Genomic DNA, 11,336 nt, shown 5'->3' on the forward strand with positions numbered 1-11,336 from the left:
TGGCGTTGACTTTTGGCACGCTGTTGAGTTCTCAAGGAACGGACACTTCCTTCAGGCCGCCTTCCAGCGGGCCCTCCGGGCGCTTCGTTCTTTCGCATTTCCAGCTTACCAGATGTTTTCCGCTCCGTTTTCCGGAGTTTCATTCATCCGATCCTGGCCGGCCAGGTCCGCTTTTCTGCGGCGACCCCCACATTAGCGCATTTCAGGATTAACCCGAAATTCCCGCTCCCACCCGTCGACAAAAACGCCGAACAACCCAAATGAATGGGCATCGAGTGAGAGTTGGGCTTGCTGAGTGTGATGGCCGCTCCGGCTGGTCCGCGGTGGCCTCTCGGCCTCTCGTGCACCTGCCCGCTTCAAGCGACTCGTCCAACATTAGGCCAGTCGGACGACCTCGTCAAACCCCGAGGGCCGGATCTGACCAGATCCGGCCCTCAGGGTTGAAAACCGCAGTTCAGCAGCGGTGTGGTTTCGGCCAGGCTCAGCCGGCCGCGGTGAGCTCCACCGCCGCCAGGTTGCGCTTGCCACGGCGCAGGACCAGCCAACGGCCGTGCAGCAGGTCCGACTCGGCCGGCACCGCCTCCTCGTCCGTCACCTTGACGTTGTTGAGGTAGGCGCCGCCTTCCTTGATCGTCCGGCGGGCGGCCGACCGGCTCGGCGACAGACCGACGGCGACCAGCAGGTCGACGATCGACTGCAGCTCGGTGACCTTGGCCTTCGGGACCTCGGCCAGCGCGGCGGCCAGGGTCGGGGCCTCCAGGTCGGCGAGGTCCCCCTGGCCGAACAGTGCCTTGGAAGCGGCCACCGCGCGCTGGTACTGCTCGGCGCCGTGGACCAGGGTGGTCAGCTCCTCGGCGAGTGCCCGCTGCGCGAGCCGGGCGGCGGGCCGCTCGGCGGTCTCGCGCTCCAGCTCCTCGACCTCCTCCTTCGTGCGGAAGCTGAAGATCCGCAGGAAGGTGGGGACGTCCCGGTCGTCGGCGTTCAGCCAGAACTGGTAGAAGGCGTACGGGGTGGTCAGCTCGGGGTCGAGCCAGACCGTGCCGGACTCCGTCTTGCCGAACTTGGTGCCGTCGGCCTTCACGATCAGCGGCGTGGCCAGCGCGTGCACCGACTTGGCGTCGGCCTTGCGGATCAGGTCGGTGCCGGCGGTGAGGTTGCCCCACTGGTCGCTGCCGCCGGTCTGCAGGCTGCAGCCGTAGCGGCGGTTCAGCTCCAGGTAGTCCATGCCCTGGAGGATCTGGTAGCTGAACTCGGTGTAGCTGATGCCCGCGTCGGAGTTGAGCCGCCGCGCGACGGCCTCCTTGGCGATCATGTTGTTGACGCGGAAGTACTTGCCCACGTCACGCAGCAGGCTGATGGCCGACATCCCGGAGGTCCAGTCCAGGTTGTTGACCATGCGCGCCGCGTACGGGCCCTCGAAGTCGAGGAAGCGCGAGATCTGGCCGCGCAGCCGCTCGACCCAGCCGGCCACCGTCTCGGGGTCGTTGAGGACCCGCTCGGCGGTGGGCTTCGGGTCCCCGATCAGGCCGGTGGCGCCGCCGACCAGACCGAGCGGGAGGTTCCCCGCCTGCTGGATGCGGCGCATGGTGAGGATCTGTACCAGGTTGCCGAGGTGCAGGCTGGGGGCCGTCGGGTCGAACCCGCAATAGAACGTGACCGGGCCGTCCGCGAATGCCTTGCGCAGTGCGTCCTCGTCGGTGGACAGGGCGATCAGACCACGCCACTGCAGCTCGTCGACGATGTCCGTCACGGTCACGATTCTCCTTCGATCGGGCGTCCGCCCGGTGCGGACCCGGTTCGTCCGGGCCCCGGTACGGAGCGACTCCAGCGTCACAAAGCCTACGCGGTCCGGGCCAGGGCTTTTCCGTCGAGGCGTCCGGCCCGGCACCGGGTCGGCGCGGGCCCGCCCCGTCCACCGCCGGCCACGCCCCGCCCCGACACCGGAAATTCCGTTGTTCGTCGGCCCGGGGCCCCTTCAGAGTGGTGCCAACGCCGCGCGGCGGCAGTGACGTGTGTGGAGACGGTCGTGCCGCCGTGGCACGCCGGTGGAAAGGGTGGGCCGAGGTGCGCAACACGCTGGTTCTGAACGCGAGCTACGAACCCCTGACGACGGTGTCGCTCCAGCGCGCCGTGGTGCTGGTGCTCCAGGACAAGGCGGTGGTGGAACAGGCGCACCCGCTGCGGACCATGCGCGGTACCGGCGTCACCGTCCCGGTGCCCCGGGTGATCAGACTGCAACGGTACGTACGCGTGCCGTTCCGACAACAGGCCCCGTGGTCACGCCGCGGTGTGCTGGGCCGGGACCAGCACCTGTGCGCCTACTGCGGGCGCCGGGCCACCACCGTGGATCACCTCCAGCCCAGGTCGCGGGGCGGGGCCGACAGCTGGCTGAACACCGTGGCCGCCTGCGCCGAGGACAACCAGCGCAAGGCCGACCGGACACCGGAGCAGGCCGGCATGCGGCTGCTGCGCAAGCCGTTCGTACCGACCCCGCAGGCCACGCTGATGACGGCGCTGGGCCTGCGCGGCCCGGAGGCCCGGGACCTCGCCGCCTGGCTGCCGGCCGGAACCGTCCCGGCCGGGCCCGCGGTGCCGTCCGCGGCCTGAGGCCGTCCGGGCGGGGAGCGGGTCAGCCGATCGCCTGGTACCCGGACGCTATGCCGAAGTTGGCCGAGTGTTCGGGTACCGCGACGACCTTGCCGCCGCCGATCAGCACCCGGCCGGAGACCAGCAGTGAGCCGGTGCCCTGCGGGAAGCTGCCGCCCATCGCCTCGCCGCCGCCGTCCAGCGTGAAGCGGCTCAGGTGGGCGGGCCGTTCGCGGCGTTCGTCGGCGGCCAGCACCAGCGCCCGGTCGTCGATGGCGACCGCCCGCAGGACGCCCTTCTCCAGCGCCGCCGTCTTCCAGCGCGGCTTGCCGCTGTCCAGGTCGTAGCCGACGACCGAGACCGGTCCGCCGCCGTTCGCCGGGACGACCGTGGTCACCATCGTCCGGTCCTGGAAGAACACCCGGGGTGTGGCCGAAAACGTGCCCTGGGCGACATCGAGCCGGCCCTCCCCGGTGGCGACCGGGATCTCGGCGGCCGGGTCGCCCGTCGGGCCCCAGGCGAGCACCTTGTCGTCGTCGGGTTTCCCGCCGGTGGCCAGGACGACGGACGGTTCGGCGGAGAGCACGGTCACCGTCTTCGGCTGGCTGTTCAGCCCCCGCCACCAGTTCACCTTGCCGTCGGCGGTGTTCAGCGAGACCGCCTGGTCGACGGGGGTGGAGTCGGCGCAGGAGCTGGCGACCATGACGGTCCGGCCGGTGACACCGCCGGAGAGGGTGCAGAACTTGCCCTGGCCGGTGTACTGCCAGACGTCCTTGCCGTCGGCGGACTCCCAGGCGATCACCCGGTCGTCGCCGACGGCGATCACCTTGTCCTCGGTGACGCCGATCCGGGCCGCGTAACCGCCCTTGGCGTCCGAGACGCTCTTGGTCCAAGCGGTCTTGCCGGTCTTCGCGTCGACGGCGGCGACCAGCGTGCAAGGGCTCTTCGGATCGGCCTTCGGGCGGAACAGCACCGCGCCCAGACCGGCCCCGTTCACGCTCGGCGACAGCCCGCAGGGCACCGCCCCGGCGGCCGGCGGCTCGACCGACCAGGTGGGCCGGCCGGCCGCCAGGTCATAGGCGTGGACACCGCTGGAGTCGGCCCGGACCACCGCGTCGGCCAGCAGCCAGCTGCCCACCAGCGTGTCGTCGGCGCCCGGCTGCACGGCGCCGGCCGGCTGGGCGGACCAGGCCTTGGCGTGGGAGACGGCGAAGCCGGGATCACCGTCGGCGGAGGCGTTCTCGCTGCCCTCGGCGGCGACCGCCAGACCGGCGGCGACCAGCACGCCGAGCGCGGCGACACCGGCGCCGGTCCGCACCATCAGGGCCCGCCGGCCGGGCGCGTGTTCGGCCGAGACCACGGCGTCGGCGGCGGCCCGGGCCTTGGCCGTGAAGGAGGAACGGCCTGCGGAGCCGCCGGCCCGCCGGCCCGCCGACCGCGACCCCGGCCTGGCGGACGCGCCGGGTACGGCGGCCTCCGACGGCGCCGCGGGCCCCGGCTGGGGCGCCGGCTCCGGGTCGGGTTCCGGCTCGATGTGCACATAGCCGTCGGCGGAGTACTCGGCTCCGGCCGGGGCGTAGAGCTCGTCCCCGGCCGGCGGCTGCGGGACGGCGTACGGGGCGTACTGCTGCTGCTCGTGACCTGGGTACGGGGCGTACGGCTGGTACGGGCCGTCCGGGTGGCCACCGTGGCCGTACCCACCCTGGCCGTACCCGTTCCCCCCGTACCCGGCGTCGGTGCCGTAGCCAGGGGCGGTGCCGTAGCCAGGGGCGGTGCCGTACCCGGCGTCGGTGGCGTACTCGGCGGTCCCCTGCCACTGCTGCTGCTCCGGGTACCCGCCCTGCCACTCGGGCTGCGGCTGGGGGTACCAGGGCTGCTGCTGGGCGTCTCCGAGGGGATCCTGCGCCATCCGTTCCGTCCCTCCCGACCGCCTGAAGTGCGGCAGCCAGCATCTCACGCCGGGCGGAGCGGCCCGTTCCGCCCTCCGGAGAGGCCTCCGGAGGGCGGCGGGCGAGGCGCGGTGCGGGCGGGCCGGCTACCCCGCCTCGGCGCGGAAGGCCTCGTCGATGCGGCCGGCGAGCGCGAAGTCCAGCGCGGTGAGACCGCCCGCGCTGTGGGTGGAGAGCGCGAAGTGCAGGGTGCGCCAGCGGATGTCGATGTCGGGGTGGTGGTCCATCGCCTCCGCGGCCTCGGCGACGGCGGCGACCACCCGGATCGCCGCCGGGAAGTCCGGGGCGTCGGCGGTCCGGACGATGCTGTCACCGTCCCTGGACCACTCCGGCCGTCCGGCCAGCGCGGCGGTGATCTCGTCCTCGGTCAGGCGTGCTCTGCTGCTCATCGAACCGCTCCCGTGGGTCGGGGGTGAAGGGTCGGGCCTTCCGTCGCGAAACGGACCGGGTGGCGGCGGCCAGGGCCCCGGTGCGGTCCGGACGGGAAGGCGCACGTAGGAGCATAGGGAGGCGGGCTCCCGCGCGGTCGACGACACCTCGCGGCGCCCGCCGGTGTCACGCGTCTCCCCCGCTCCGGGGCCCTCCGGGCCGTCCGCGGGCACCGGGCGCGACGGCGGATCAGCCGATCAGCAGCTTGGTGACGGCGACCAGCCCGACCACCACGATGACCCCGCGCAGCGCGGGCGGCGGCAGCTTGCGGCCCACCTTGGCGCCGATCAGCCCGCCGCAGAGCGAGCCGACGGCGATCAGCCCGGCGGCCGTCCAGTCGACGGTCGAGGTGAAGAGGAAGAACACGGCGGCGACCGCGTTGACGATCATCGCCAGCGCGTTCTTCACGCCGTTGATCCGCTGGAGGTCCTCCTGGAGCAGCATGCCCATCAGCGCCATCAGCAGGACGCCCTGGGCCGCGCCGAAGTAGCCGCCGTAGATGCCGGTGAGGAAGACGCCGCCGAGCAGCACCGCGCTTCCGTCGGGGTCTCCCCCGGGCCGGCGGCGGGCCGCGACCGCCCTGGCCACCCGGGGCTGGATCACCACCAGGACGAGGGCCAGCAGGATCAGCGCCGGGACGATCGCGTCGAAGGCGCCGCTGGGCAGTCTGATCAGCAGGACGGCGCCGACCAGTCCGCCGAGCAGCGAGGCGGTGCCCAGCCGGAGCAGTCGTCGGCCCTGGCCGGCCAGCTCCCTGCGGTAGCCGATCACGCCGCTCAGCGAACCGGGCACCAGGCCGAAGGTGTTGGAGACGTTGGCGGTGACCGGCGGGATGCCGACGGCGAGCAGGACGGGGAAGGTGATCAGGGTTCCGGAGCCGACGATCACATTGATCATCCCGGCCCCGACACCCGCCACCAGGACGGCGATCGCCTCCCAGAGCGTCATGGGTCACCTCTCGTCTCGGTCCTGTCCGAGGCGATCATGCCGGACCGGGTACCGGGCCCACCAGACCCCACCGCGTTCCGGGACGTGGGACCCGGCCCGCGCCGCACCCTCGGGAACGGCCGAGGGCCCGCCTCCCGTACCGCACGGGAGGCGGGCCCTCATCGCATCAGGCGCGTCCGGAGACGCTCCGGATCACTCCGGGTCGATCTTGCGGTACTCGCGGGCCGGGTCCACCCGGGGGCGGGCGGCGCCCTTGGTGTCGGTGTCCAGCGGGCGCGGCCCGGCCGCCGGGTCGAGCGGGACCTGGGTGGCGGCCGGCGCCGCCGGGTCGAGCGGGACCTGGGTGGCGGCCGGCGCCGCCGGGACGCTCGGCGCCGCGACCGCGCCGCCGTTCGCCCCGCCGGTCAGGCCGTTGAACGCGCCGCCGAGGCCCTTGAGCGCGTCGCCCACCTCGCTCGGGATGATCCAGAGCTTGTTGGAGTCGCCCTTGGCCAGCTCGGGCAGCGTCTGCAGGTACTGGTAGGCGAGCAGCTTCTGGTCGGCGTCGCCGTCGTGGATGGCCTCGAAGACCGTCCGGATCGCGGCCGCCTCACCGTCGGCGCGCAGCACCGCGGCCTGGGCCTCACCCTCGGCCTTGAGCACCTCGGCCTGCTTCTCACCCTCGGCGCGCAGGATCTGGGCCTGCCGGGCGCCCTCGGCGGTGAGGATCGCGGCGCGCTTGTCACGGTCGGCGCGCATCTGCTTCTCCATCGAGTCCTGGATGGAGGTCGGCGGCTCGATCGCCTTGAGCTCGACGCGGTTGACCCGGATGCCCCACTTGCCGGTGGCCTCGTCGAGCACCCCGCGCAGGCCGGCGTTGATGACCTCGCGCGAGGTCAGGGTGGACTCGAGGTCCATCGAGCCGATGATGTTGCGCAGCGTGGTGACGGTGAGCTGCTCGATCGCCTGGATGTAGCTGGCGACCTCGTAGGTGGCCGCCCGGGCGTCGGTGACCTGGTAGTAGATCACCGTGTCGATGTTGACCACCAGGTTGTCCTGGGTGATCACCGGCTGCGGCGGGAACGGCACGACCTGCTCACGCAGGTCGATCCGGTTGCGGACCCGGTCGATGAACGGGACGACGATGTTCAGCCCTGCGTTGAGCGTCCGGGTGTAGCGGCCGAAGCGCTCCACGATCGCGGCGCTGGCCTGCGGGATGACCTGAATCGTCTTGATCAGCGCGATGAATGCCACCACGACCAGGACGACCAAAACGATAAGGACGGGTTCCACGGACTCTCCCCTAGACGACCAGGGCGGTCGCGCCCTGGATTTCGACGACATCGACCTGCTGCCCCGGTTGGTACACGCTGCCGGGGTTGAGCGCACGGGCCGACCAGATCTCGCCGTTCAGCTTGATCCGCCCGCCCTCCCCGTCGACCGTTTCCGCGACGACCGCGGTGGCGCCCTGGAGCGCCTCGATGCCCATTTTGATGTTCGGGCCCTTCTTGAGCTCCCGGTACGCGATCGGGCGGACCACGACCAGCAGCGCGACCGAGACCGCGACGAAGGTCAGTACCTGCCAGACCGCTCCGGCGCCCAGCCCGGCCACTCCGGCCGCCGCCAGCGCGCCGACCGCGAACATGGCGAACTCCGGCATCGCGGTGATCACCAGCGGTATGCCGAGGCCGACGGCGGCGAGGAGCCACCAGATCCAGCTGTCCACGTGTCCATCCTAGGGAGCGAAGGGCCTTAGGGCGGAAAGTTCCCGCAGGTGGAGGGGCGGAAACCGGTCGCACGTGCGACCGGCCCCGGTTCAGCGGACTTCAGTGGCCGTCAGCGGGCTCACCGGAGACCTCATGAGGCGTCAGCGGCCTCAGCCGAGCGGCAGGCCCTGGGCGGACCAGCGGTCGCCGTGCCGCTCCAGGGTCAGCGGCAGGCCGAAGCAGAGCGACAGGTTGCGCGCGGTCAGCTCGGTGTCGATCGGGCCGGCGGTGAGCACCTTGCCCTGACGGATCATCAGGACGTGGGTGAAGCCGGGGGCGATCTCCTCGACGTGGTGGGTGACCATGGCCATCGCCGGCGCGAACTCGTCCTGCGCGAGCGCGCCGAGGCGGCGGACCAGGTCCTCACGGCCGCCGAGGTCGAGGCCGGCGGCGGGCTCGTCCAGCAGCAGCAGCTCGGGGTCGGTCATCAGCGCGCGGGCGATCAGGGTGCGCTTGCGCTCGCCCTCGGAGAGGGTGCCGAACTTGCGGGCGGTGAGGTTGACCATGCCGAGCCGGTCGAGGAGCGCGAGCGCGCGGGACTCGTCGGTCTGCTCGTACTTCTCCTGCCAGCTGACCGTCATGCCGTACGCGGCGGTGAGCACCGTCTGCAGCACGGTCTGCTCGGCGGGCAGCTTGTCGAACATGGCCGCGCCGGCCAGGCCGATCCGCGAGCGCAGCTCGAAGACGTCGACCTCGCCGAGCTTCTCGCCGAGGACGGACACCTTGCCGGCGGTCGGGAAGAGGTACGTGGAGGCGATCTGCAGCAGGGTGGTCTTCCCGGCGCCGTTGGGGCCGAGGATGACCCAGCGCTCTCCCTCGGAGATGGACCACGAGACCTGGTCGACCAGCGCGCGCCCCTCCCGGACCACGGATACGTCCACCAGCTCCAGCACGTCGCTCATGCCTACGCCTTCCCCAATACAGAAATACGGCCGTCGGGTGCGGGCGGGCAGCCACTCCGGCGGCCGGTGGGCACGGAGTGGGTGCGCCGCACGCGCATGGGCAAACCTACGCCACGCGGATGACCGCCGATTCCGTAGGCTGGCCGGATGCTCGTGACTCCTGCCGACAATCCGTACGAAGAGCCCCGTTCGGGGCGGTTGACCGCCTGGGGCAACGCTCTGCTGAACGGCCTGGTGCCGCCCGACAACGCCGCCGCCGCGGTGCTCGGCGCCGACGAGAGCCACCGGGTGACCGGGCTGCCCGGGGACGGGCCCGGGGAGCTGCACGGGCTCACCTGGGCGCTGGGGCGGCTCCGGGTGCTGGGGGTGAAGGGCCTGCGGCTGGCGCTGCCGAGCGCCGGGCACCCGCTGGGGCTGACCGGCCCCGCGTCGTTCAACCAGCGCGCGCTGGACGCGGGCGAGGCCGTGCTGGCGGTGGGGGTGCCGCTCGGGCTGGTGCCGGAGATCGAGGTGTTCGGCCCGGCCGGGGACCGCTCGGCGACGGTCCTGTGGCGCTGCTCGGAGGTGGACGACGTCCCGCCCGCCGATGTGCCGTCGCTGCACGAGGCCGAGCGCGAGCTGGTGGACGGGCTGCGCGAGGCGACCGTCCTGCTGGCCCGGCTGGATGTCGCCGGGGCCGGCCCCGAGGCGCTGCGGGCCCTGGACGCCTACCGCCGGCGCGGCCACGTCGAGCTGCTCGCGCCCGGCTACCCGCCGCGGGCGGTCCGGGTGCTGGAGTCGGCCCGCCAGGTGTCCGCGCTGCTCTCGATCGCCTCGGGCGGCCACGGGGCGGCGGTCAGCGCCTCCGAGATGGCCGCCCGCCAGGGCGCCCTGGCGCCCCTGCGGCGGACCGCCCGGCGGGCCCAGGTGGCGGCGTACAACGCCCTGGTGGACGAGCGCGGGGACCGCTGAGCCCGCGGGCCCCGCTCAGGCCTCCCTGGCCGCCCCGTTGCGGACGGCCCAGAGCGCGGCCTGGGTGCGGTCGGCGAGGTCCAGCTTCATCAGGATGTTGGAGACGTGGGTCTTCACCGTCTTCTCGGAGAGGTGCAGGCTCCGGGCGATCTCCCGGTTGGAGCGCCCGTCGGCGATGTGGCCGAGCACCTCGCGCTCGCGTTCGGTGAGGGTGCCGCCGCGGCCCTGCGGAGCACGGGGGCCGTCGTCGGCGAGCAGCGCCTCGGCGAGTTCGGGCTGGAGCAGGACGTGGCCGGCGTGGACCGAGCGGATCGCGCCGGCCAGCGCCTCCGGGTCGACGTCCTTGTAGACGTACCCGGCGGCGCCGGCCCGCAGCGCGGGGACCATCGTGCGGTGCTCGGTGAAGCTGGTGACGATCAGGATGCGGGCCCGGCTGCCCTCGCCCTTGAGGGTGCGCAGCGCCTCGATGCCGTCCACGCCCGGCATCTTGAGGTCCATCAGGACGACGTCGGGGTCGAGCTCCCGGGCGCGGTCCACGCCCTCGGCGCCGTCGGCGGCCTCGCCGACCACCTCGATGTCGTCCTGCACCTCCAGGAAGGTGCGCAGGCCGCGGCGGACCACCTGGTGGTCGTCGACCAGCAGGACGCGGATCGCTGGCGTGGTGTCAGGCACCGGGGACCTCCATCTCGACGACCGTTCCCTTCCCGGGGGCCGATTCCAGGGTGAGCGTGCCGCCGACGGCCGCGGCGCGGTCGCGCATCGAGGCCAGGCCGAGGTGGCGGCCGGCCCGGCGGACGGACTCCGGGTCGAAGCCCCGGCCGTCGTCGCGGACCCGCAGGACGGCGCCGCGGGCGGACGTGCCGGCCAGGGTGACGGTGACCCGCCCGGCCCCGGAGTGGCGCAGCGCGTTGTGCAGGGCCTCCTGGGCGACCCGCAGCAGGGCGGCCTCCTGGGCCGGCGGCAGGGCGCGGACTCCGTCGGCGGCGAAGACGAGGTCGGCGCTGTGGGCCCGGTCGAGGACCTGCACCTGGGAGGCGAGGGTGGCGCTGAGGCCGTCCTCCTCCAGGGCGGCGGGGCGCAGTTCGACGACGACGGCGCGCAGTTCGTCGGCGGCCTCGGCGGCGAGGCGGGCGACCTCGGCGAGTTCGGCGCGGGCGCGGGCCGGGTCGCGCTCGACCAGGGTGGCGGCGGCCTTGGCGGTGAGGCGCAGCGAGAAGAGCTTCTGCGAGACGGCGTCGTGCAGGTCGTGGGCGATCCGGGCGCGTTCGCCGGCCAGGGTGAGTTCGCGGCTGCGCTCGTAGAGGCGGGCGTTGGAGAGGGCGAGGGCGGCGTGCGCGGCGAGTATCCGGAGCAGTTCCTCGTCGTGGTCGGTGAAGCCGCCGCCGAGCCGCTTGTTGGCGAGGAAGATGACGCCCATGACCTGCGGCTCGTCCTCGACGGCGTCGGTGTCGAGGATCGGCATGCCGAGGAAGGCGTCCATGTCCGGGTGGGCGGCCGGCCAGCCGCCGAAGGCGGGGGCCCGGCGGACGTCGGCGAGCCGGGTGGGCCCGGTCTCGTGGAGCATCTTGGCGAGGACGCCGTGCTGGCGGGGCAGCGGGCCGATGGCCTTCCACTGCTCGTCGGTGATGCCGTCGACGACGAACTGGGCGAAGCCGCCGTGGTCGTCCGGTACGCCGAGGGCCGCGTACTCGGCGCCGAGCAGGTCGCGGGCGGAGGCGGTGATCCGGCGCAGGACCTCGCGCACCTCCAGGTGGCGGCTCATCCCGAGCAGGGCCTGGCTGACGGCCTCGATACCGGCCAGGCAGGGCTCGCAGGCGGGCAGTGGA

General features: G+C 73.0%; 11 protein-coding genes. 2 read left to right on the forward strand and 9 right to left on the reverse strand.

Annotated elements, in window-relative coordinates:
• Positions 1–481: 481 nt before the first annotated feature.
• Positions 482–1,750 (reverse strand): tyrosine--tRNA ligase, encoded by a 1,269-nt coding sequence (gene tyrS / locus ACIO5D_RS28100; RefSeq protein WP_363608011.1) that lies wholly within the window; start codon positions 1,748–1,750, stop codon positions 482–484.
• A 314-nt stretch (positions 1,751–2,064) separates the two neighbouring features.
• On the opposite strand from tyrS, the gene ACIO5D_RS28105 reads away from it, so the two are divergent.
• Positions 2,065–2,607 (forward strand): HNH endonuclease, encoded by a 543-nt coding sequence (locus tag ACIO5D_RS28105; RefSeq protein ID WP_363607915.1) that lies wholly within the window; start codon positions 2,065–2,067, stop codon positions 2,605–2,607.
• A gap of 22 nt (positions 2,608–2,629) precedes the next feature.
• On the opposite strand, the gene ACIO5D_RS28110 is transcribed toward ACIO5D_RS28105, so the two are convergent.
• The 6 genes from ACIO5D_RS28110 to ACIO5D_RS28135 form a co-directional block, all read right to left on the reverse strand.
• Positions 2,630–4,495 (reverse strand): PQQ-binding-like beta-propeller repeat protein, encoded by a 1,866-nt coding sequence (locus ACIO5D_RS28110; protein ID WP_400798622.1) that lies wholly within the window; start codon positions 4,493–4,495, stop codon positions 2,630–2,632.
• A gap of 126 nt (positions 4,496–4,621) precedes the next feature.
• Complete coding sequence (locus ACIO5D_RS28115; protein ID WP_400798624.1) at positions 4,622–4,924, reverse strand: 4a-hydroxytetrahydrobiopterin dehydratase; 303 nt, start codon at positions 4,922–4,924, stop codon at positions 4,622–4,624.
• A gap of 229 nt (positions 4,925–5,153) precedes the next feature.
• Positions 5,154–5,912 carry a sulfite exporter TauE/SafE family protein gene (locus tag ACIO5D_RS28120; RefSeq protein ID WP_363607918.1) on the reverse strand — a complete coding sequence of 253 codons (759 nt, stop codon included), beginning with the start codon at positions 5,910–5,912 and terminating at the stop codon, positions 5,154–5,156.
• 192 nt (positions 5,913–6,104) lie between these two features.
• Positions 6,105–7,184, reverse strand: coding sequence for an SPFH domain-containing protein (locus ACIO5D_RS28125; protein ID WP_400798627.1), 1,080 nt, complete (start codon positions 7,182–7,184; stop codon positions 6,105–6,107).
• Between the two features lie 10 nt (positions 7,185–7,194).
• The gene (locus ACIO5D_RS28130) at positions 7,195–7,617 is read right to left on the reverse strand and encodes an NfeD family protein (RefSeq protein ID WP_363607920.1); all 423 of its coding nucleotides are present in this window, start codon (positions 7,615–7,617) and stop codon (positions 7,195–7,197) included.
• A gap of 150 nt (positions 7,618–7,767) precedes the next feature.
• On the reverse strand, positions 7,768–8,559 hold the full coding sequence (locus ACIO5D_RS28135; protein WP_363607921.1) for an ABC transporter ATP-binding protein: 792 nt from the start codon (positions 8,557–8,559) through the stop codon (positions 7,768–7,770).
• Positions 8,560–8,706: 147 nt separating this feature from the next.
• Here ACIO5D_RS28135 and ACIO5D_RS28140 point away from each other — a divergent pair, with 147 nt between their 5' ends.
• Positions 8,707–9,510, forward strand: a complete 804-nt coding sequence (locus ACIO5D_RS28140) for a hypothetical protein (RefSeq protein ID WP_400757749.1) — start codon at positions 8,707–8,709, stop codon at positions 9,508–9,510.
• A 15-nt stretch (positions 9,511–9,525) separates the two neighbouring features.
• On the opposite strand, the gene ACIO5D_RS28145 is transcribed toward ACIO5D_RS28140, so the two are convergent.
• Both ACIO5D_RS28145 and ACIO5D_RS28150 read right to left on the reverse strand, forming a co-directional pair.
• Positions 9,526–10,182 (reverse strand): response regulator, encoded by a 657-nt coding sequence (locus tag ACIO5D_RS28145; RefSeq protein WP_400654030.1) that lies wholly within the window; start codon positions 10,180–10,182, stop codon positions 9,526–9,528.
• A complete protein-coding gene (locus ACIO5D_RS28150; protein ID WP_363608012.1) occupies positions 10,175–11,272 on the reverse strand; it encodes a GAF domain-containing sensor histidine kinase in 1,098 nt (365 codons plus the stop codon). The genes ACIO5D_RS28145 and ACIO5D_RS28150 overlap by 8 nt, the downstream gene beginning before the upstream one ends.
• Positions 11,273–11,336 lie beyond the last annotated feature (64 nt).

Source organism: Kitasatospora sp. NPDC087315 (assembly GCF_044744345.1).
Taxonomy (GTDB): domain Bacteria; phylum Actinomycetota; class Actinomycetes; order Streptomycetales; family Streptomycetaceae; genus Kitasatospora.

Coding starts and splice junctions, on each gene's coding strand:
- ACIO5D_RS28110 (WP_400798622.1), bottom strand. CDS start 4,495: ATGGCGCAGGATCCCCTCGGAGACGCCCAGCAGCAGCCCTGGTACCCC.
- ACIO5D_RS28115 (WP_400798624.1), bottom strand. CDS start 4,924: ATGAGCAGCAGAGCACGCCTGACCGAGGACGAGATCACCGCCGCGCTG.
- ACIO5D_RS28120 (WP_363607918.1), bottom strand. CDS start 5,912: ATGACGCTCTGGGAGGCGATCGCCGTCCTGGTGGCGGGTGTCGGGGCC.
- ACIO5D_RS28135 (WP_363607921.1), bottom strand. CDS start 8,559: ATGAGCGACGTGCTGGAGCTGGTGGACGTATCCGTGGTCCGGGAGGGG.
- ACIO5D_RS28140 (WP_400757749.1), top strand. CDS start 8,707: ATGCTCGTGACTCCTGCCGACAATCCGTACGAAGAGCCCCGTTCGGGG.
- ACIO5D_RS28150 (WP_363608012.1), bottom strand. CDS start 11,272: ATGAGCCGCCACCTGGAGGTGCGCGAGGTCCTGCGCCGGATCACCGCC.